This is a genomic window from Neisseria sp. P0009.S010 (assembly GCF_051958545.1).
GTDB classification, from domain to species: domain Bacteria; phylum Pseudomonadota; class Gammaproteobacteria; order Burkholderiales; family Neisseriaceae; genus Neisseria; species Neisseria subflava_A.
Genome location: NZ_JBQCVH010000004.1, coordinates 216,538 through 237,592, shown reverse-complemented (window position 1 = coordinate 237,592; position 21,055 = coordinate 216,538). Strand labels below are relative to the sequence as shown.

The 21,055-nt window shown below is 48.0% G+C and carries 23 protein-coding genes, 2 tRNA genes and 1 riboswitch; of the genes, 11 read left to right on the top strand and 14 right to left on the bottom strand.

The features are described from left to right. The first annotated feature begins 70 nt into the window (after window positions 1–70). Window positions 71–115: riboswitch (PreQ1 riboswitch) on the top strand. Between the two features lie 3 nt (window positions 116–118). After that, window positions 119–592 carry a preQ(1) synthase gene (gene queF, locus ACTHSN_RS06000; protein WP_003748427.1) on the top strand — a complete coding sequence of 158 codons (474 nt, stop codon included), beginning with the start codon at window positions 119–121 and terminating at the stop codon, window positions 590–592. Between the two features lie 101 nt (window positions 593–693). Next, the gene (locus ACTHSN_RS05995) at window positions 694–1,371 is read left to right on the top strand and encodes a 7-cyano-7-deazaguanine/7-aminomethyl-7-deazaguanine transporter (protein WP_003748425.1); all 678 of its coding nucleotides are present in this window, start codon (window positions 694–696) and stop codon (window positions 1,369–1,371) included. Window positions 1,372–1,439: 68 nt separating this feature from the next. Here ACTHSN_RS05995 and ubiM read toward each other — a convergent pair whose 3' ends face one another. From ubiM to rplU, 3 genes are all read right to left on the bottom strand, one after another. Continuing rightward, window positions 1,440–2,624: a 5-demethoxyubiquinol-8 5-hydroxylase UbiM gene (gene ubiM / locus ACTHSN_RS05990; RefSeq protein WP_070459397.1), complete on the bottom strand. Its 1,185-nt coding sequence runs from the start codon at window positions 2,622–2,624 to the stop codon at window positions 1,440–1,442. A 274-nt stretch (window positions 2,625–2,898) separates the two neighbouring features. Next, entirely contained in the window at window positions 2,899–3,171 is a 273-nt protein-coding gene (gene rpmA / locus ACTHSN_RS05985; RefSeq protein ID WP_002212328.1) for a 50S ribosomal protein L27, read from the bottom strand. 27 nt (window positions 3,172–3,198) lie between these two features. Then, a complete protein-coding gene (gene rplU, locus ACTHSN_RS05980) occupies window positions 3,199–3,507 on the bottom strand; it encodes a 50S ribosomal protein L21 (protein ID WP_002216394.1) in 309 nt (102 codons plus the stop codon). 262 nt (window positions 3,508–3,769) lie between these two features. Between rplU and ispB the strand changes: the two genes are divergently transcribed. The 3 genes from ispB to ACTHSN_RS05965 all read left to right on the top strand — a co-directional run bounded on the left by ispB (window position 3,770) and on the right by ACTHSN_RS05965 (window position 5,288). After that, entirely contained in the window at window positions 3,770–4,744 is a 975-nt protein-coding gene (gene ispB / locus ACTHSN_RS05975) for an octaprenyl diphosphate synthase (protein WP_070459401.1), read from the top strand. Window positions 4,745–4,748: 4 nt separating this feature from the next. After that, window positions 4,749–5,195, top strand: a complete 447-nt coding sequence (locus ACTHSN_RS05970) for a DUF441 domain-containing protein (RefSeq protein ID WP_063076159.1) — start codon at window positions 4,749–4,751, stop codon at window positions 5,193–5,195. Between the two features lie 18 nt (window positions 5,196–5,213). Continuing rightward, a tRNA-Arg gene (locus ACTHSN_RS05965) sits at window positions 5,214–5,288 on the top strand. A gap of 103 nt (window positions 5,289–5,391) precedes the next feature. On the opposite strand, the gene ACTHSN_RS05960 is transcribed toward ACTHSN_RS05965, so the two are convergent. Both ACTHSN_RS05960 and ACTHSN_RS05955 read right to left on the bottom strand, forming a co-directional pair. Continuing rightward, window positions 5,392–6,549 (bottom strand): NnrS family protein, encoded by a 1,158-nt coding sequence (locus ACTHSN_RS05960; protein WP_070459404.1) that lies wholly within the window; start codon window positions 6,547–6,549, stop codon window positions 5,392–5,394. Window positions 6,550–6,635: 86 nt separating this feature from the next. Then, entirely contained in the window at window positions 6,636–7,016 is a 381-nt protein-coding gene (locus tag ACTHSN_RS05955; protein WP_070459407.1) for a hemerythrin domain-containing protein, read from the bottom strand. Window positions 7,017–7,162: 146 nt separating this feature from the next. Here ACTHSN_RS05955 and ACTHSN_RS05950 point away from each other — a divergent pair, with 146 nt between their 5' ends. Then, a complete protein-coding gene (locus tag ACTHSN_RS05950; RefSeq protein WP_049328858.1) occupies window positions 7,163–7,621 on the top strand; it encodes an RrF2 family transcriptional regulator in 459 nt (152 codons plus the stop codon). 514 nt (window positions 7,622–8,135) lie between these two features. Here the strand turns inward: ACTHSN_RS05950 and ACTHSN_RS05945 are convergent. The 8 genes from ACTHSN_RS05945 to ACTHSN_RS05910 form a co-directional block, all read right to left on the bottom strand. Next, window positions 8,136–8,211: transfer RNA gene (locus ACTHSN_RS05945), tRNA-Ile, on the bottom strand. A gap of 93 nt (window positions 8,212–8,304) precedes the next feature. Next, window positions 8,305–9,156: a dihydropteroate synthase gene (gene folP / locus ACTHSN_RS05940; RefSeq protein ID WP_070829894.1), complete on the bottom strand. Its 852-nt coding sequence runs from the start codon at window positions 9,154–9,156 to the stop codon at window positions 8,305–8,307. An 83-nt stretch (window positions 9,157–9,239) separates the two neighbouring features. Beyond that, window positions 9,240–10,901 carry an electron transfer flavoprotein-ubiquinone oxidoreductase gene (locus ACTHSN_RS05935; RefSeq protein ID WP_440365169.1) on the bottom strand — a complete coding sequence of 554 codons (1,662 nt, stop codon included), beginning with the start codon at window positions 10,899–10,901 and terminating at the stop codon, window positions 9,240–9,242. Window positions 10,902–11,033: 132 nt separating this feature from the next. Further along, window positions 11,034–11,468: an ExbD/TolR family protein gene (locus ACTHSN_RS05930; RefSeq protein WP_049328855.1), complete on the bottom strand. Its 435-nt coding sequence runs from the start codon at window positions 11,466–11,468 to the stop codon at window positions 11,034–11,036. A 3-nt stretch (window positions 11,469–11,471) separates the two neighbouring features. Then, window positions 11,472–12,131, bottom strand: coding sequence for a MotA/TolQ/ExbB proton channel family protein (locus tag ACTHSN_RS05925; protein WP_049328854.1), 660 nt, complete (start codon window positions 12,129–12,131; stop codon window positions 11,472–11,474). 102 nt (window positions 12,132–12,233) lie between these two features. Next, window positions 12,234–13,163: an energy transducer TonB gene (locus ACTHSN_RS05920; protein ID WP_070645848.1), complete on the bottom strand. Its 930-nt coding sequence runs from the start codon at window positions 13,161–13,163 to the stop codon at window positions 12,234–12,236. A gap of 352 nt (window positions 13,164–13,515) precedes the next feature. Then, window positions 13,516–14,409, bottom strand: coding sequence for a tyrosine recombinase XerC (locus tag ACTHSN_RS05915; protein ID WP_070459419.1), 894 nt, complete (start codon window positions 14,407–14,409; stop codon window positions 13,516–13,518). Window position 14,410: 1 nt separating this feature from the next. Then, complete coding sequence (locus ACTHSN_RS05910) at window positions 14,411–14,839, bottom strand: acyl-CoA thioesterase (RefSeq protein ID WP_070459421.1); 429 nt, start codon at window positions 14,837–14,839, stop codon at window positions 14,411–14,413. Between the two features lie 150 nt (window positions 14,840–14,989). Here ACTHSN_RS05910 and fba point away from each other — a divergent pair, with 150 nt between their 5' ends. Together fba and ACTHSN_RS05900 are read left to right on the top strand one after the other, a co-directional pair. Next, the gene (gene fba, locus ACTHSN_RS05905) at window positions 14,990–16,054 is read left to right on the top strand and encodes a class II fructose-bisphosphate aldolase (protein ID WP_070829890.1); all 1,065 of its coding nucleotides are present in this window, start codon (window positions 14,990–14,992) and stop codon (window positions 16,052–16,054) included. A gap of 128 nt (window positions 16,055–16,182) precedes the next feature. Beyond that, on the top strand, window positions 16,183–17,112 hold the full coding sequence (locus tag ACTHSN_RS05900) for a glycosyltransferase family 2 protein (RefSeq protein WP_107792105.1): 930 nt from the start codon (window positions 16,183–16,185) through the stop codon (window positions 17,110–17,112). Window positions 17,113–17,176: 64 nt separating this feature from the next. Here ACTHSN_RS05900 and ACTHSN_RS05895 read toward each other — a convergent pair whose 3' ends face one another. Further along, window positions 17,177–18,853: a formate--tetrahydrofolate ligase gene (locus tag ACTHSN_RS05895; RefSeq protein WP_070829886.1), complete on the bottom strand. Its 1,677-nt coding sequence runs from the start codon at window positions 18,851–18,853 to the stop codon at window positions 17,177–17,179. Between the two features lie 177 nt (window positions 18,854–19,030). Here ACTHSN_RS05895 and ACTHSN_RS05890 point away from each other — a divergent pair, with 177 nt between their 5' ends. From ACTHSN_RS05890 to ACTHSN_RS05880, 3 genes are all read left to right on the top strand, one after another. Beyond that, entirely contained in the window at window positions 19,031–19,462 is a 432-nt protein-coding gene (locus ACTHSN_RS05890; RefSeq protein WP_293203623.1) for an EamA family transporter, read from the top strand. 129 nt (window positions 19,463–19,591) lie between these two features. Then, window positions 19,592–20,176, top strand: coding sequence for a hypothetical protein (locus ACTHSN_RS05885; protein ID WP_293203622.1), 585 nt, complete (start codon window positions 19,592–19,594; stop codon window positions 20,174–20,176). Window positions 20,177–20,430: 254 nt separating this feature from the next. Further along, the gene (locus tag ACTHSN_RS05880) at window positions 20,431–21,024 is read left to right on the top strand and encodes a hypothetical protein (protein ID WP_293203621.1); all 594 of its coding nucleotides are present in this window, start codon (window positions 20,431–20,433) and stop codon (window positions 21,022–21,024) included. Window positions 21,025–21,055: the final 31 nt, after the last annotated feature.

Sequence of the window (21,055 nt, the reverse complement as noted above, 5' to 3'; positions counted from 1 at the left end):
GTCTGAAACCTATCCTGCTGATTCATCGCTATAAAATCCGCACAAGCCATGCAATTTATATTACAATCCGCACCCCGTGGTTCGAAAACCTCCCACATTAAAAAACTAAGGAAACCTCATGTCCCGCAACAACGAAGAGCTGCAAGGCATCTCCCTTTTGGGCAACCAGAAAACCCAATACCCAAGCGAATACGCGCCTGAAATTTTGGAAGCGTTCGACAACAAACATCCCGACAACGACTATTTCGTCAAATTCGTCTGCCCCGAATTCACCAGCCTCTGCCCGATGACCGGCCAGCCCGACTTTGCCACCATCTACATCCGCTACATCCCCCATATCAAAATGGTGGAAAGCAAATCACTGAAACTCTATCTCTTCAGCTTCCGCAACCACGGCGACTTCCATGAAGACTGCGTCAACATCATCATGAAAGACCTCATCGCCCTGATGGATCCGAAATACATCGAAGTATTCGGCGAATTCACACCACGCGGCGGCATCGCCATTCATCCGTTTGCCAACTACGGCAAAGCAGGCACAGAGTTTGAAGCTTTGGCACGCAAACGCCTGTTTGAGCACGATGCACAATAATCCCGTTCAGACGGCCTAACCGCCCTTTTTATTGCGAGACTTTCTCTATTGCACGGTCTCGCAGGGCTTCATGCCGTCTGAAAAACTTCCGAAAGATTTCTATGTACGAATTTACCGCCGCACAGCAGAAGAAAGCGCTCTTCTGGCTGGTGCTTTTCCATATTTTTATTATTGCCGCCAGCAACTATCTGGTACAGTTCCCCTTTCAAATTTTCGGTATCTTTACCACTTGGGGCGCATTTTCCTTCCCCTTTATCTTCCTCGCTACCGACCTGACCGTGCGCATTTTCGGCGCACCATTGGCGAGACGGATTATTTTTTGGGTGATGTTCCCCGCCCTGCTGCTCTCTTACGTCTTCTCCGTCCTCTTTCATGACGGCAACTGGACAGGCTGGGCATCTTTGGCCGAATTTAACACCTTCGTCGGCCGTATCGCATTGGCCAGCTTTTCCGCCTATGCGCTCGGGCAAATCCTCGATATTTTCGTGTTCAACAGATTACGCCGTCTGAAATCATGGTGGATTGCCCCCACAGCTTCTACCGTTGTCGGCAACGCTTTGGACACGCTGGTGTTTTTCGCCGTTGCCTTTTATGCGAGCAACGATGAATTTATGGCGGCAAACTGGCAGGGCATCGCATTTGTCGATTATCTGTTCAAACTCGCCATCTGCACACTCTTCTTCCTGCCTGCCTACGGCATCGTATTGAGCATCTTGACCAAAAAACTGACTTCCTTAAACGTCCGCCAAGAAATGCCCGAATCGGTTTTAGCCAAATAAACAATAGATAAAAAACAAGGCCGTCTGAAACTGTAATCGTTCAGACGGCCTTTTATGTTTTCAAATGATTAACCGGTCAATTGTTTGGTAATCAGTTTTTTCAGCGGCGGGAAGTTATTGCTTGCACGCAATACCAAACCGCGCAGCAGTTTCGCCGGAGCAGTTTCATTGGTAAAGAGTTTCAGCAACATATTGGTGCCGTGGTAAATCGGATGGGCGTGGAACATATGCTTGGTACTGTATTTTTCCAGCAGGCTCTTCGCACCAATATCCTGACCGCGTTGCTCGGCTTCAAGCACCAATTTAGCCAAAAGATCGGCACTTGCCAGACCCAAGTTGAAACCGTGCGCAGTAACCGGATGCATACCGACCGCGGCATCGCCGATCAGCGCGCTGCGTTTGCCATAGAAACGTTGGGCAATCATACCGACCAAAGGATAATTGTGAATAGTGCTAACCAATTCCATATCGCCCAAACGGCCTTTGAGTTGCTCTTTCACGCTGGCTGCCAATTCTTCCGGCGACATGTTTTTAATCGTTTCGGCTTTATCGCTGTCTACCGTAATCACTGTATTGGTCAAGTGTTCTTCCAAAGGCAGCAACGCAATGGTGCGGCCGTAATGGAAGCATTCATATGCGGTATGCAGGTTGGACAAAGTATGCTTCATGCGGCACACAAACATGGTACGGCTGTAATCGTGCATATCGGAAGAAATGCCCAATTGACGGCGTGTTTGCGAGAAACGGCTATCGGCGGCCAACAACAGACGGCCGGTCAATACTTCGCCGCTTTCCAAAATAACTTGCGCCTCATCGTCAGAAGTTTTGACTTCTTTAACATTGGTGCCGGCCAGGATTTTCACGTTGTCCAATTTGGACACGACTTCATAAGCGGCTTTGCGGATATTGTGGTTGGAGATCAAATAGCCCAAGCAGTCCGCAGGCTCGCCACGCGCCTGAGTCGGTTGCGGGAAGTGGAGTTGGTAATCGGAATGACCGTTCAACACTTTGGCATCGCGCAAAGGATAAATTTCGTCTTTTGGAATCAAATCCCACATACCCAATCGCTGCATGATTTCACGCGACAGATGCGTCAGTGCGATTTCACGGCCGTCATACGGCGGATTTTGCAACACTTCTAAAGGACTTCTTTCAATCAGGGTTATGTTCAAACCGCTTCCGGCCAACTCTGCGGCAAAACTTAATCCGGCAGGGCCTGCGCCGACGACGAGAATATCACTGTGTAAGCTCATGGGAGGAATTCCTTGTATTCAACTGATACGGATTTTTTCAGACGGCCTTAAGTTTACTGTGTTTAGCTACATGAGGGTAAATCAAAGGCATTTGATAGATTATATAGAAAGAGTCAATAGAATAAAACAAAGGCCATCGATTATAAGCACGTTTTTACTTTGGCCTTAATATAAATCAACCTTCACGACATACAGATTTTATCAAACAGACAAAACAGTCTGACAAACAAAAACCGCATTCCGAAAAGGAATGCGGCTTTCAATCGTAAAACGATTATTCTTCAGAACCGGTGTAAGGACGGATGCTGACGGTTTTACGGTTCAGCGCGCCTTTGGTTTTGAATTCAACGTAACCGTCGACTTTAGCAAACAAAGTGTGGTCTTTGCCCATGCCTACGTTGTCACCTGCGTGGAATTTAGTACCACGTTGACGAACGATGATAGAGCCTGCCGGAATCAGCTCGTTGCCGTAGGCTTTAACGCCCAAACGTTTGGCTTCTGAATCGCGACCGTTGCGGGTGCTACCGCCTGCTTTTTTACTTGCCATTTGTAATACTCCTGAACTTACTTGAAATTAGGCGATTGCCACGATTTCGATTTGGGTGAAATTTTGGCGATGGCCTTGGCGTTTTTGGTAGTGTTTGCGACGACGCATTTTGAAAATACGTACTTTCTCGCCACGACCATGAGCAACGACTTTAGCTGTTACTTTTGCGCCTTCGATAAAAGGTGCGCCTACTTTTACAGATTCGCCGTCAGCAATCATCAAAACTTCAGTCAGTTCGATTTGGCTGTCGAGTTCGGCTGGTATCTGTTCTACTTTCAATTTTTCGCCAACGGAAACTTTGTATTGTTTACCGCCGGTTTTTACGACCGCGTACATACTCAACTCCATGAGAATTAGGTTAACATTCCGCACACCATGTGCGAAACGAGCTATTCTATTTCTATTTGCCTGTTTTGTCAAAATTTATTTTATTTACAAGTGAAAAGGCCGTCTGAAAGATATGTTGCATGCTTTTTAACTGATATAATCACGCGCTGGATTGCTGATATCTTTATGTAACGTTATTACCCCGACCGAATGTACGGGTTTAAACAGATTCATTGGAGCCCCGCTCCGTTTTGTCAACAGAGAATGTTTTATGTTCGAAAACCTGCCTTACTTCCAACGCCACCTGCCCGATGACCTTGCCAAAGTTAATGCGGTCATCAACCAAGCTGTTCAATCTGATGTTGCGCTGATTTCGCAAATCGGCACATACATCATCAGCGCGGGCGGTAAGCGCCTGCGTCCGATTATTACCATTTTGGCAGGCAAAGCAGTCGGGCATGACGATGAAAAACTGTACTCGCTGGCAGCAATGGTGGAATTCATCCACACCTCCACCCTCCTACACGACGATGTCGTCGATGAAAGCGATTTACGCCGCGGTCGTAAAACGGCAAACAACCTCTTCGGCAACGCGGCGGCTGTTTTGGTCGGCGACTTCCTCTATACACGCGCCTTCCAACTGATGGTTGGTTCGGGCAGTATGCGTATTTTGGAAGTGATGGCAGACGCGACCAACATCATCGCCGAAGGCGAAGTCATGCAGCTGATGAACATCGGCAATACGGATATTACCGAAGAGCAATACGTCCAAGTTATCCAATACAAAACAGCAAAATTGTTTGAAGCGGCAGCGCAAGTCGGCGCAATTTTGGGCAAGGCTTCCCCTGAACACGAGCAAGCCTTGAAAGACTACGGCATGTACGTCGGTACGGCTTTCCAAATCATTGACGATGTATTGGACTACTCAGGTGAAACCGAAGAAATCGGCAAAAACGTCGGCGACGATTTGGCGGAAGGCAAACCTACCCTGCCATTGATTTATCTGATGAGAAACGGCTCCGAGCAGGCAGCAAATGATGTGCGCCACGCTTTGGAAAATGCCGACCGCAGCTATTTTGAAAAAATCCACGACTATGTCGTCAACTCCGATGCTTTGCCGTATTCGATTTCCGAGGCGAAAAAAGCCGTCGACAAAGCCATCGCTTCATTGAACGTGTTGCCTGACAGCGAAGTCAAAGAAGCCATGATCCAACTGGCAAAAGAATCCTTAGCCCGAGTATCTTAATCCGATGAATTTCAGCTTTGTCCCTTTGTTTCTGGTTACGCTGATTTTTTTGGGCGTTGTCAGCAACAACAACTCGATTACGATTTCGGCGGCCGTCTTATTGCTGATGCAGCAAACCGCTTTGTCGCAATACATTCCCTTCGTGGAAAAACACGGCCTGCAAGTGGGCATCATTATACTGACCATCGGCGTATTGAGTCCGCTGGTTTCGGGCAAAATACAGATTCCGCCGCTGTCTGAGTTTCTCAATTTCAAAATGATTGCCGCCGTCCTTATCGGCATCTTCGTCGCTTGGCTTGCCGGACGCGGTGTTCCATTGATGAGCGAACAGCCTGTTTTGGTAACCGGATTATTAATCGGTACCGTCATCGGCGTTGCTTTTGTCGGCGGTATTCCGGTCGGCCCTTTGATTGCCGCCGGCTTATTGTCTTTTGTTGCCGGAAAGGTTTAAAATCCCTTCCTTTAACGCCTCGCCATAGTTCAACGGATAGAACGTATGCCTCCTAAGCGTAAAATACAGGTTCGATTCCTGTTGGCGAGGCCACAGTTTCAATAAAAGCCTTTCATACTTTGAAAAGCTTTTTTTATTATCAATAAATAAAGGCCGTCTGAAACTTTTCAGACGGCCTTTTCATTTTGCCAAACCGTTAACCCGGACGACCATCCGAACGCGGACGGATCAGCCAAGGAATATATTTCCATGCGTACAACAGCAGAGACACGGCAAACAAAGCGGCGGAGCAACGGATACTGTGCGTATATGCCGTACCGCTCACAAAGGTTGCCAAAACACGGACAACCGTTGCGGCTATCATCAACCAAAAGGCAACAGGAACCACTTTAGGCGGCGGATAAATAGAGTTGCCGGTATGGCCAAGCGCGGTTCGTGCCATCATGCCCAAAGTCAGCACGCCGATACCGCCAACGCCGATAAGGTGTACGCCCAAATTCAGGAAACTTGAAATCCAATAAGAAATACCGACAGCAATCAAGCCCAAGCCTGTAAACAGATAGCCGGCAAACAAAATCCAAAGCATAGGCTCTTTCAGTACGGCTTTATACCACCAGCGGTACACCTGCACAGTAAAAATCACACCGGCAGCCAGAGCAAACAACGCAGCCAGTCCCGGCAAAATATTATGCGCCATCATCATGGCGGTCAGCATAGGCAGCCAAAGTGAAGCGTGCGCTACCCATTGAGGGCTGGGAATTTGCGGCACATTCAGGCGCTTGGACGTAAAGAACGAGATAATCCGCATGCCGATCAAACCGATAAATCCGGCCACCATAATTAAACCGGATTGCAAACCGGTCATCAGCGCAATGGCATCAAACGGCTGCACTTTCAGATGGAAGGCGAAATGGGTGCCGCCCAAAACAAAAATAGCGAACACAGCAACATAGTTGCGCTTATTTTGAGAACGAATTACCGGCAAAGCCATGCATACCGCGCCATACCAGAAAAAGATCGTGCCGAATATGCCACTTGCCGTCGCACCCCAGCCGGGAATAAACACACATAAACGCGCAAGCAGCCAAAATGCGGTCAAACCTACCAACGCCTTACCGCGCGTGGGCGGCTGGCCAGTCCAAGTTGCCACGGCCGTCAGCAAGAATGCAATGACAACCAATCCGGCGTAGCCCCAAATCATTTCATGGGCATGCCAATACAAACCCGGCAATTCAGGCGTACCCTGATAGCCAAAGCCCCAAAGCAATATAGACAATGCGCCATACAAAGCCGCCAACGAATAAAACGGGCGGAAGGCCATTGCCCATACAGGATGTTTGAACAAATCGTTCATGGTGGTTCCTTCAATTTTTATATCATTATAAAACAGCAACAGAGGCCGTCTGAAACTTTTCAGACGGCCATCGATTCCCTTTCCTATTACACATTCTCAGGCAAAGGCAAAAAAGGTTCAATCGCAGGAAAAAGCTCGCGCTCCTCAAAACGCGCATGATCACGCAAAGTTACCGCAAAATCCTTATTCCATGATTCATTCATATATTCAGGATGAGCCATCATCGCACGCAGCTTGGCATGATCGCCTTCAAAACGCTGCCTCAACGCCGGATCAACCTTATCCCAATACGGCGCAAACATGGTTTCCTCCTCCAAAAAATGTGGCTCAAGCTCCACAAAATGAGGATCCAGCTCCGCTTGGTGGCTTTGCTCCGGCGTACGCAGGAGACGGACGCACAACGACAGCGAGCCATGATGCTCGCGGGAAAGTTCTATTAAGGCAGGGTGGCGTTTCAAGGGTTTCATAAGTTCGTTATAATGGCAACAGTTTGTCAAACTGGATTAATTCAAATGTTTCAGATATTATGAAACCCAATCCCACATAAAGTCAAACAACCCCTTACCAAACACTACCCTTTTGACATATAAGAAAAATATTCAAAGAGCCAGCTATGTATCTGACCCAACATACCGATTACGGATTGCGCGTATTGGTTTATACCGCCATTAATGATGACACCCTCGTCAATATCAGCACCATTGCCGAGACTTACAATATTTCCAAAAGCCATTTAATGAAAGTGGTTACCTCATTAGTCAAAGGCGGATTTCTGGTCAGCGTACGCGGCAAAGGCGGCGGTTTGCGCTTGGCGGATGTTCCCGAAAAAATCAACATCGGCGCAGTCGTGCGCCATCTGGAGCCGATGCAGGTTGTCGAATGCATGGGCGATAACAACGAATGCCTCATCACCCCATCCTGCCGACTGACCGGCATCATTACCGGCGCCATCAAAGCCTTCTTCAACCATTTAGATCAATACTCCCTGCAAGATCTTTTGGACAAACCAACCTACGACATACTCTATACCCCGCGTATCCCAATCAACGAAATACGCAGAATGGTTGATTAAATCTTCAGGCCGTCTGAAAAACAGTCCAGTTATATCGAAATAATCATCAGCCTCTCAATATAGGGCCATGTGGTATTACTCGGAAAAATAAAAAATGCCGTCTGAAATTAGGATTTTCAGACGGCATTGCTAATTTTAAAATAATAGAAAGATATCAACCAGAGCAAGCAAAAAGTAACTGTTCGCCATTTACTTATTCCCTAGTCAAAAAGTACGCCAAGTATCTTCCCAATCAACGTAACGGTCTTTTTCCAATACAAAATTGGGAACGTTATATACCAATCCCGGCTCAGGCGGCTGATAATCAAAATCAAATTTACCCTCAACGACTATAAGGGTGTCAATGTGATAAGCCCTTTTCAGCCTAAAAAAGCATTACCTAAATGTGCTTTAACCTTTTGTATTCATTTTATAGGTTGATTTTTATGCTGTTGTTCACATTATATTCCAACCCTTCAAAAATCAATAAATACAAAAATGCCCGAAGCCAAAAGCCTCGGGCATTTTTAATATTTGGTGGGTCCGGTGGGTTTCGAACCCACGACCAAGGGATTATGAGTCCCCTGCTCTAACCCCTGAGCTACAGACCCGTCAAGAGTAGATGCGGATTATAGCATAACTTGTTGCTTGTTCAAGATGCCGGGCAAATGTTTCAGACGGCCTGTTGGTTTTCTATTCGGGCATTATGCCGATACGCCCAATGCTTCCCAAACTTTCAAGGCATCAGCCGTTGCTTTGACATCGTGAACACGGATGATTTGCGCGCCTCGGGCGACTGTGGCCAAAGCGGCTGCGACGCTGCCGTGTACGCGTTTGGCGGCATCTTGTTCGCCTGTCAGTTCGCCAATCATACTTTTGCGAGATACGCCGATCAGAAGGGGGAATCCGGTTGCGTCCATCAACTCAGGCAAATGTTTTATCAGGGTGATGTTGTGTTGCAGGTTTTTGCCGAAACCGAAGCCGGGGTCTAGCGTGATGCGTTCAGGGGCAATGCCTGCTTGAACGCATTCTGCCGAGCGTGCTTTTAAATAACGCGCGACCTCTTCGACGACATCTTGATATTGCGGATTAAGCTGCATGGTTTTAGGCAAACCCTGCATGTGCATGAGACACACGCCTGTCTTCGACTGTTGCGCCAGCAAGGCGACTGCGCCTTCATCACTCAATGCGGCAACATCGTTGATAATATCGACGCCGCCTTGTGCCAAGGCTTTTTCCATGATCGCCGTGTGGCGTGTATCCAAGCTGACGGGAACACTCCACTTTGCCACTTCCGCCAAAACCGGCTGCACCCTGGCCCATTCTTCTTCGAGAGAAACATCATCCGCACCCGGACGGGTAGATTCACCGCCGATATCAAGAATATCCGCGCCGTCTTTCAGCAGCTGCTCGGCATGTGCCAATGCTGTTGAGACATTTTGCGAATAGGTGCCGCCATCGGATAATGAATCGGGGGTCAGATTGACGATGCCCATGATTTTCGGTTTGTCCAAGGCGATTTCAAATCGGCCTGCCTGCCAAATGCGTGTGTTCATAATGCGTCCATTGATGAAATAATAGGATAGAGGCCGTCTGAAATTTTTCAGACGGTCTTTAGGTTTTGACTTCAAACAGTCAATTACATTCCGCCGTAATTCGGCCCGCTTGCGCCTTCGGGACAAATCCAAGTGATGTTTTGCGTCGGGTCTTTGATGTCGCACGTTTTGCAGTGTACGCAGTTGGCGGCGTTGATTTGCAGGCGCGGGCTGCCGTTTTCTTCGACGATTTCATATACACCAGCCGGACAATAGCGGGTTTCGGGCGAGGCGTATTCTTTGTAGTTTACGTCTATCATGACCTGCGGATTTTTCAGCACCAAATGGTCGGGCTGGTTTTCTTCGTGCGCAAGGTTGGCAAGGAACACGCTGCTCAAGCGGTCGAAGGTCAACACGCCGTCGGGCTTCGGATAATCAATCGGTTTGCATTCGGCTGCTTTTTTGAGCTGCTCGTTGTCTTTGCCGTGATGTTTCAAAGTCCACGGGGCTTTGCCTCTGAAAATCATCTGGTCGATACCGGTATAGATTGAGCCGAGGTAAACGCCCCATTTGAATGACGGACGGACATTGCGCGCGGCGTAAAGCTCTTGATACAGCCAGCTTTGTTCAAAACGTTGCTGATAATCCACTGCCTCTTTGCCGCTGTCGAAGCTTTCCACTTCTTCAAGGTTTTCCAACAAGGGGAACACGGCTTCTGCGGCGAGCATAGCGGATTTCATCGCAGTATGAATACCTTTGATACGCGGCATATTGAGGAAACCCGCCGCATCGCCGACCAAAACGCCGCCTTTGAACGAGAGTTTCGGCAGGCTTTGCAAACCACCTTCAATCAGCGAACGCGCGCCATACGCGATACGGCGGCCGCCTTCAAAGGTTTTGCGGATTTCAGGATGGGTTTTGAAACGTTGGAACTCTTCAAACGGCGACAGATAAGGGTTTTGATAATCCAAGCCGACCACAAAACCGACAGCAACTTTGTTGTCGTCAAAATGATAAATAAACGAGCCGCCGTAGGTTTTGCTGTCGAGCGGCCAGCCTGCGCTGTGCATGACCAAACCGGGTTGATGTTTTTCAGACGGCACTTCCCAAATTTCTTTAATGCCCAAGCCGTAAGTTTGCGGCTCGCTGTTTTGGTCGAGCTTAAATTGTTCAATAACTTGCTTGGAAAGCGAGCCGCGACAGCCTTCGGCAAATATGGTTTGTTGCGCCCAAAGCTCCATGCCGGGCTGGAATGATTCGGTCGGTTCTCCGTCTTTGCCCACACCCATATTGCCGGTCGCAATGCCTTTGACCGAACCGTCTTCGTGATACAGCACTTCGGCAGCGGCAAAGCCCGGATAGATTTCCACACCCAAATTTTCCGCCTGCTCCGCCAGCCAGCGCACGACTTCGCCCAAGCTGGCAATATAGTTCGCATGGTTGTCGAAATTCGGGGTAACCGGCAAGTTGAAGGCTTTTTTCTCGGTCAGGAACAAAACCCTGTCCTTCGTCACTGTACGCGTCAGCGGCGCGCCTTTTTCTTTCCAATCAGGAATCAGCTCATTCAAAGAAATCGGATCGATGATGGCACCGGCCAGCGAGTGCGCACCGGCCTCCGAACCCTTCTCCACCACACAAACGCTGATTTCGCGTCCATTCTTTTCGGCAAGCTGCTTGAGTTTGATGGCGGCGGACAAACCCGACGGGCCTGCGCCGACAATCACGACATCGTATTGCATACTGTCGCGTTCGATGGTTTCTGTCATGGCGGTTCCTGTATTGTCGTTATTCAATTTAATCCGCTAATTATACAGCCTGGACATATAGTTACCAAATACAACAAAAGGCCGTCTGAAACTTTACTCAAATTTCAGACGGCCTTTACTATATTCAAAAGATTATTGCGCTTTGGTTTCCGTTACAAAACCGATTTTGCTGATACCGGCTTCGCGTGCCGCTTGCAGGGCTTGGTTAACATAATCGTATTCAACCGCTTTATCCGCCGCAATCGCCACAATCACATCTTCGTTTTTCGCTTTGGCTTCTTTCAGCTTGGCAGTTACCGTTGCCAAATCCACTTTGGTATCGGAATCGCCGCCAACGATATAGGCACCACTGGCATCAATGCTCAAACGCAAAGGATCTTTAGGCTGCTTATCCTCTTTCGCCGCTTTTTCCGAAGCAGTCGGCAACTCCAAAGGAATCGAGTGGGTCAGCACCGGCATGGTAATCATAAATACAATCAGCAACACCAGCATCACGTCCACTAAAGGCGTAACGTTGATATCCGACATCGGCGCATCATCGCCGGAATTCATTGATCCGAAAGCCATGGTTTAATCCTTTTGGTTCAGAAGGCGGACATGCAGGTCATGTGCAAATGCGTCCATATCTTGCGCGATGGTTTTCGTACCGCGATTGAGGAAGTTGTACGCCAATACGGCCGGAATCGCCACAAACAGGCCGACAGCAGTCGACACCAAAGCCTCACCAATCGGACCGGCTACCGCAGCAATGCTCATTTGACCGCTTTCGCTGATGCCGATCAGGGCATGGTAAATACCCCAAACAGTACCCAACAGACCGATAAAAGGAGCAGTTGCGCCGATAGAGGCTAAAGCAGTCATACCGTAGTCGAACTGGCGCATGGTTTGGGCCAAACTGTTACGGATGTGAACGACCAAGTATTCGTTCAAAGGCAATTCGTCAATCAGCGATTTGCTTGTCGTTTGACGGTAGTTTTGGTATGCGCGCAGAGACTCATCGGCAACATTGCTCATCGGTGCTTCTACCGCTTTGGCTTTTTGTACGGCGTCAGCCAGCGTAAACGCATTCAGCATCAACTCTTTTACCTGAGCATTGCCTTTTTTCGCTTTGCGGTATTTGATGCAGCGGATCACGATAACGCTCCAAGTCACCACACTCATCAACAACATCAGGACAAATACACCAATCAGTACCACATCACCTGATTTGAAAACTAAACTTAAATCCATAATTTTTCCAAGTTAAAAATAAAATTAAAATTTCTATCGGGTCATTTAAAATCATTCCCCAACAGCATATATTTTCCAATCAATCAGCTTAGGCCTAGATACTTATTCGAGCGTGAATTTGACAGGTACTTTAAATTCAGTCCAAACGCTTGCATGACAGCTACCATCTTTAACGGCTTTACGCGCTGCATTATCCAGACGACTATAACCACTTGATTTATTCACACTAATTGAATCCACTTTACCGCCGGGACCAACCAAGACTTTCAAAACAACCAAGCCCTCTTCACCATTTTCAGTGGAGAGTGAAGGATACGGAGGTCTTGGAATATGGCAGGTTCCTTTTGCCGGATTGCCTTTACTGCTGCCGGCACCTGTACCGCTGCCACCACCTCCGCCACCGGTACCGGAGCCATGTTCGCCTTTCGCACCGCCGCTGCCGGATCCGCTGCCTTCGCCACGGCCGCTGCCTGTACCTTTCGTACCGCCGCCGTTGCCTTTTCCTTCTCCGCCCAAGGCTTTTCCTTCGCCGTTGCCTTTACCGTTTTCAGCAGTATTCGGCCCGGTTTTGCTGCCTGAGTGTTCAGATGCTTTGGGAGATGGTTTAGGTTCTGCCTTCGGCTCTGGTTTTGGTTCAGGTTTTGGCTCGGGCTTCGGCTCAGGTTTGGGTTCCGGCTTAGGCTCGGGCTTAGGTTTCTCGATAGGTTTCGGTTTTTCCTTTTGCTGTACGATATCCGCTTTTTCTTTTTTCGTTACCACAGGTTTGATAACAGGTTTGGGCGGCTCAACAGGCTTAGGTTTGGGTTTCGGCTTGGGTTTCGGTTGTTCGGGGGTTGGCTCGGGGGCTGCAGGTGCGCCTTCGCCCTCAGGACTACCGTCGCCACCGCCGAAATCGCCTAAATCGACAAATTCAATATTCGCCATTTCGACAGGAGGCGGTTTGTGCGCGTGCCATAAAAGTGCAACCAAACCGACGTGAATCAACGCAACGGAAGTCACGACGGCTGGAGTTAAAATTCGTTTTTTATCCATAATTCCGTTATGTTAATAGCAACAATTCCCGTTTGCAAGTCGTTTTACAGTCAAAATAAGCATTAATGCTTATAGAGAAAGTTTATAGACCTGCTGTTTTAAAGGCTGTATATCATAATATGATATTAGCTCTCATTACTAATATTATCAAACAAGCGGCCATCTGAAAAGATAAACGGTATTAAAAAAGCCATCGACTCTTACAATCTTTATGCCATCCGCACATCAGGCCAATATTTAAACCTCATCAGACCGATAAAAATTCAAATGGTTTCAAACCATCTGTATTTTTTATCCATAAAACATCAGGCCGTCTGAAAACATTCTTTCAGACGGCCTGATTCAAACAAAATCATTTTTTCCGTTTCGCCCTTGGGTGCGCCTCATCATAAACACGCGCCAAATGGTCAAAGTCCAACTTTGTATAAACTTGCGTAGCGGAAAGGTTGCTGTGCCCCAACAATTCCTGTACTGCACGGATATCGCCCGATGCCTGCAAAAGATGGGTTGCATAGCTGTGGCGCATCATGTGCGGCGAGATATGGCTGGCGCTGCCCACGCGCACTGCCCACGCCTGCAGGCGTTTTTGGATTTGACGTTGCCCCAGCCTGCTGCCGTTCTTATTGGTGAACAAGGCCTGCTCACCCTCTTTGGCAATACGCACTGCCAAATAATCACGCAATGCCGCAATGCTCTTGCCCACCAAAGGCACTTGCCGCTGCTTTCCGCCTTTACCCTTCACGCTGACCCAGCCTTCGTCCAAGACGATACTGTTCAGATTCAACCCTTGTATCTCGCTCAGGCGTAAACCGCTGCCATACATCAATTCAAACATGGCCTTATCGCGTACGTCCAACTCGTCATCAACCGGCGCATGGTCAAGGATATGGTTTAAAGGTTCTTGCGGCAAAGCTTTGGGCAGGCGTTCGGGCAGGCGCGGCGCTTTCATATTAAATGTCGGGTCGCTTTCCATAACTTCTATCTGCACCAGCCAACTGCAATACTGCCGCCACACCGACAATTTCCGCGCCAAGCTACTTTCGCTTAAGCCCTTTTGCGACAGCTTTTTCAATACCGCCACAAAATCACGGCGCGTCGGCAGGCCGTTTCCCAGGTTATCGGGCAACAGGCGCATCAACTCACTCAAATCGCGCCGATAAGCGGAAACGGTATGCTCCGACTTGCCTTGTTGCAGCAAGGTTTTCAGATAGCGTTCAAGATGAAGCGCAAAATTTGATTCCGCCATTTCAGACGGCCTCCAATGCCGTTTTCAATGCCGAAGGCAAACGGCAGACACGCTGCTTAACATAATCGAAACACACCATGCCTGTCTGCACTTTCGCCAGCACAAGGCCGTCTGAAATCCTGCAGATACGGTACAGCAAAGAAAAGCCCACACCGGCCACACCCGCCGCCCCCATTTCCACCGACAGCTCATCACCATGATGACCTTGCGCCAAATACTGCACCGCCGCATCCGCCATAATCAGGCCTGCCCCTCCGGCATCCATTTCGCTCCAACCCAGCTTCGCCAGCCAACGCATCCTCACTTCATGGCACAAACGCAACACAGCATCGTTCGCCAGATGACCTCCATAGTTCACATCGCCCACCTGCACCGTCAAGGCCGTCTGAAACAAAGGCTTACCACATTCGACCACCAAAATCCTATCCATTTTGCACACCCGTTTTCAATACTACGCCATTATAAACCGAGACCCTGTTCGTTAATATATAAAAACAATGTAGCAGCTTGTAGTTTTTCATTTCAAAAAACATTATAATTTATCGGATAAATTTACCCTTCACTACTTCAGGAGCTCCTCATGGCACTCGTATCCATGCGCCAATTATTGGACCATGCTGCCGAAAACAGCTACGGTCTGCCCGCATTCAACGTTAACAACCTCGAACAAATGCGCGCAATCATGGAGGCGGCCGACCAAGTCAACGCCCCCGTTATCGTTCAAGCATCCGCAGGCGCACGCAAATACGCAGGTGCCCCATTCCTGCGCCATCTGATTTTGGCCGCAGTCGAAGAATTCCCGCACATCCCTGTCGTGATGCACCAAGACCACGGCGCATCTCCTGATGTGTGCCAACGCTCCATCCAACTGGGCTTCTCCTCCGTAATGATGGACGGCTCGCTGATGGAAGACGGCAAAACCCCTTCTTCTTACGAATACAACGTCAACGCCACCCGTACCGTGGTCAACTTCTCCCACGCTTGCGGCGTGTCCGTTGAAGGCGAAATCGGCGTATTGGGCAACCTCGAAACCGGCGAAGCCGGCGAGGAAGACGGCGTCGGCGCAGTGGGCAAACTTTCCCACGACCAAATGCTGACTAGCGTCGAAGATGCCGTACGTTTCGTTAAAGATACCGGCGTTGACGCATTGGCTATTGCCGTCGGCACCAGCCACGGCGCGTACAAATTCACCCGTCCGCCCACAGGCGATGTATTGCGTATCGACCGCATCAAAGAAATCCACCAAGCCCTGCCCAACACCCACATCGTGATGCACGGCTCGAGTTCCGTTCCGCAAGAATGGTTGAAAGTCATCAACGAACACGGCGGCAAAATCGGTGAAACCTACGGCGTACCGGTTGAAGAAATCGTCGAAGGCATCAAACACGGTGTCCGCAAAGTCAACATCGATACCGACTTGCGTCTCGCCTCTACCGGTGCCATCCGCCGCTTCATGGCAGAAAACCCAGCCGAATTCGACCCGCGCAAATACTTGAGCAAAACCGTCGAAGCCATGAAACAAATCTGTCTTGACCGCTACCTCGCATTCGGTTGCGAAGGCCAAGCTGGCAAAATCAAACCGATTTCTTTGGAAAAAATGGCAACCAAATACGCCAAAGGCGAATTGAACCAAATCATTAAATAATCCGTATATCAGATTCACACTAAGGCCGTCTGAAAACTTGGCAATAAGGTTTCAGACGGCCTTAGCTTTTGGGAAATTTATAGTAAAATCTTCCACCGACTACACATCAAAACACATCGAAAGCAAACATGAAACTCGCCGTTATTTTGCCGGCCTATTGTGCCGAAGCTTATTTGCCCGAATGCTTGGATTCGGTATTGAATCAAACATTCCGCGACTTTTTCGTCATCGCCATCAACGATGCTTCAACAGACAAAACCGGCAAAATCCTCGAGGCTTACGCAGCCAAAGATTCACGTTTGCAGGTTTTCCACCTTCCGGAAAACAGGGGCGAGCCGTTTGCCTGCCAATTTGCCATGGATATGCTCAAAGACGTAGAGGTCGAATATGTGGCACGAATGGACGCGGACGATATTTGCGCCTTGGATCGTTTTGAAAAACAGATTCAGTTTTTAGACAGCCATCCCGAAATCGATATTGTCGGCAGCCAAGCCACCATCTTTTTCGACGACCAAACCGGAAGAGAACCCGTTTTAAGCGATCTGCCCCTGCTCGACAAAGACATTAAAGCCTTTCTCTCCTTTGCCGCTCAAAACATGTTCAACCCCACCACCATGTGGCGGCACGATAGCATTAAAAACCTCGGGATAAACTACACCGCGACAGAGACTGCGCCCGATTTCCATATGTGGGTGCAATGCGCCCTACATGGCAAAACCTTTGCCAACCTGCCCGAGTCTTTGTTGTCTTACAGGATACACACAAATCAAGAAAGCAAAAAAAGAGACAAAATCAACAGATCCGTCCAATACACCATGGAGTTGTGGATAAGTCATCTCTTCCCTGATTTGAACGCGACGGAAGTAACGCTCTTAAGCCGCATCTTGTACGAAAAGCAACTGCGCTTGACCACCGAAGAGCTGAAAACCATTTTTGCCGCTTATGACAGAATCAGTAAGGACCGCAGCATTTCTTTGTTTGGCGAAGACCGCAATACGATGTTCGACATGATAGACAATTTCTTCAATTTCTTAAAAAGCCGGTTGAAATTCACTTAAATTATAAAAGGCCGTCTGAAACCTCGTTTCAGACGGCCTTTATCTATTTCAAAATCAATCTAAATCAGAACAAGCCGTGAATCACGCCTTCTGCGTCCACATCAATTTTCTCGGCAGCCGGAACTTTCGGCAGACCCGGCATCTTCATCATATTGCCGCACAAGGCAACAATGAAGCCCGCACCAGAAGAAACGGTAATGCCGCGCACGGTAATGCGGAAGCCTTCGGGGCAGCCCAAAAGTTTGGCGTTGTCGCTCAAAGAATATTGGGTTTTCGCCATGCAGACCGGCATTTTGTCCAAGCCCAGTTTTTCCAGTGAAGCGATTTCGGCAGACGCTTCCGCGCTGAAATCAACATCTTCCGCGCCGTACACTTTTTGAGCAATCGCACGGATTTTGTCTTTAATGCTCAACTCAACATCGTAGGCAAACTTGAAGTTATTCGGTTGGTTTTCGATGGCGTTGACGACTTTGTGCGCCAAGTCTGCACCACCCGCGCCGCCTTTGCCCCATACTTCAGTCAGGGAAACTTCAACGCCGTGTTCCGCACAGGCTTTTTCAATCATGGCCAACTCGGCATCTGAGTCGGATACGAAGCGGTTGATGGCAACCACCACAGGCAGGCCGAATACGTTTTTCAGGTTGGAAATGTGTTTCAGCAGATTAGGCAGACCTTTTGCCAACGCTTCGAGGTTTTCTTCGCCGAGGTTGGCACGCTCCACGCCGCCGTTGTATTTCAAAGCGCGGACAGTGGCCACGACAACAGCCGCATCAGGTTTCAAATCAGCAAGGCGGCATTTGATGTCGCAGAATTTTTCCGCGCCCAAATCCGCACCGAAGCCTGCTTCGGTTACCGCATAATCGGCAAGGTGTTTCGCCAAACGGGTGGCCGTTACAGAGTTACAGCCGTGGGCGATGTTGGCGAACGGGCCGCCATGTACAAAGGCCGGAGTGCCTTCGATGGTTTGCACTAAGTTAGGCTTAATCGCATCTTTGAGCAATGCCGCCATCGCGCCATTCGCTTTCAAATCTTTGGCGTAAACAGGACTACCGTCTTTGGCATAGGCGACAAGGATGTTGCCCAAACGCTCTTTCAAATCGCTGATGTCTTTGGCAAGGCAGAATACCGCCATCACTTCGGAAGCAACGGTAATGTCAAAACCGTCAGGACGCATCACGCCGTCAACAGGTTTACCCATGCCGTCGATGATGTTACGCAACTGGCGGTCGTTCATATCGACCACGCGACGCCACAGCACACGTTTCGGATCGATGTTCAACTCGTTGCCTTGGTAGATATGGTTATCAAGCATGGCAGCGAGCAAGTTATTCGCCGCACCAATGGCGTGGAAGTCGCCGGTGAAGTGCAGGTTGATGTCTTCCATCGGCAAAACTTGGGCATAGCCGCCACCTGCAGCACCGCCTTTAACACCAAACACCGGACCCAAAGAAGGCTCGCGCAGGGCGATCACCGAATCTTTGCCGATATGGCGCAATGCATCTGCCAAACCGATGGTTACAGTGGTTTTACCCTCACCCGCAGGAGTCGGATTAATGGCGGTAACCAAAATCAGACGGCCTTGTTTTTGCGGCAGCTTGAATGCCTCGGCAGGATTGATTTTGGCTTTGTAATGACCATAGGGCTCGATGTTGTCAACGTTCAAACCCAGCTTGGCGGCAATTTCACCAATCGGGCGCATGGTGGAAGACTGGGCAATTTCAGCATCGGTTTTGAAGCTCATGATTTTCCTTTATTGAGTGAGGGAAGGCCGTCTGAAACAATATAATAAAGACGGCTGGAAGAAAAAGAATATTAGTTCTATTATAGCGTTTTCCAAAGACAAACCGCAGTAAAAATTTCGATATTTCATCAACAAGCGGATTCATATTGTCAACAATTTGAAACAAAGGAATAAAACATGAGCAGCAACGCATGGCTGTTTTGGGCATTGGCATCGGCAGGCTTCGCCTCATTAACCGCTATTTTCGCCAAAATGGGTTTACAGGGCATAGATTCGGATTTCGCCACCTTTATCCGCACCTTGGTCATCCTCGCCGCTTTGGTATTGTTTTTAACCTACACCGGCAAATGGCAGGACGTGAACGGCTTTACCGGCCGCAACTGGACATTCCTCATCCTCTCCGGCCTCGCTACCGGCGCATCTTGGCTTGCCTACTTCAAAGCCCTGCAACTGGGCAACGCCTCGCAAGTCGCACCCGTCGACAAATTCAGCCTGGTCTTGGTCGCCCTGATGGCCGTCGTTTTCTTAGACGAACGCCCAAGCACGCAGGAATGGATAGGCCTAGGCTTGGTAACCGCAGGCGTATTGACGCTGGCGTTGAAGCGGTAATATATTGGTATTTAATAAAAAATAAAAACAACTACCCAAACGCATACAGATGATCTGATACGATGGCAACATTAGCCTAACAAAAACTAAGCAGGTTCCTAACTTTCCAGCATCTCGGAGAGAATTAATATGAAAAAAATTATACTATTAGTCTTGATTTGTATTCCTTATTTCGCCCATGCTGCACTACCTGATAGAAGCAATGCCAAACATAACGGACTCAATATTCAAGAACTATTTGATAAACTTGATATTCAATTTAAAAAATCTACAGATCTAAACAACATTAGAGTAGATACATATACTTACAAAATAAATGCGTTTTTTGATAGGGACAACAAGAGTTATCGACTTCTCCACTACCATTTACGAAATTGGTGTGAACAAAACCACGGAGTTTGGTCATCTGACCTCCCAAATATAGAAACCTACCCAAACTCTGAAGCGGTGGTTTTCCCATCTTTAACTTTTACAGGATATAACTCTTTCGTAAATGTTTCTTGCTCAGGCATAGATAATACCTCTATAACTATTTCTTTTAACACTCAAGAAATCCATATGACTGAACAAGGAAATAATTTGCTAGAAGCTAGAAAGAATCTAAAGTTACAAAAAGAAAAAGAACAGCAGCGTATTTATCAAGCCAGGGAAGAGTGCGTCAGAGAACCCCAGCTAAAAATTGAAAAACTTCAAGACCGGTTAATATCATCATGAAGGAAAAACCTTAAGATTGGTGACACTATCAACGGTATCAACTTAATCATCAATACAAAAGGTAAGGATTTAGTCGAGATACAAAATCGCTCTAATGGTAAAAATTACTGGTTTAAACGAACTGAGATACATCCATCAAGAAAAATACAAAATGAAATAGACAAACTAACCCTACCTTTCAAAAAAGCAATTGCTGATTGCGAGAAAAATCTCTACTAACCCTATCCTTCTATAACTCTTTTAGAGGCACATAAATGAGAACCATTAAATTTGTTTCCCTATCTATTTTTAGCATTATGCTTAGTGCTTGCTCGGCTACGGATCCTGGACTATTTAAAACAAACCAACCTTTAACGCTTGAATACAGTGAACTTCACGATAATCTGCATTTACCATTTAGCGAATTTAGCAATAAATGGCTGCCGATTGGTGCTGTAAACCAAACCGCACAGCAAATCTCGAAAGCTTTATCATACCTATCCACAAGCAGAGAAACCCTGGGAGTAAAAAATGGAGAGCGGCTAGAGAACTATGCCGCAACAGATAGTTATGGAAATAACCGACATATCATTCAAAAAGCAAAAGACACCTTTCAGGCATGGTGCGCACATCATTCGGGTGAAATTGGCACACCTAACACCTACCAAGAAAATTACATAAACCAGGTAATGGTAAGTAAAAATACCCCATCATCAGGAATGTATTACGAACTTAGCGATGCCTATAGTTGCACCAAAAATGGAAAAGTTGTTGCCACACTAGCTTATTCTGAAGGTGAAGTACAAGGTCTTTCCAGTAATTATACTTTCCCTAGTGTCTTGATTTTTGTAAAAGACTGGAATAAATAACCCACCAACAACAAAAAAGGCCGTCTGAAAA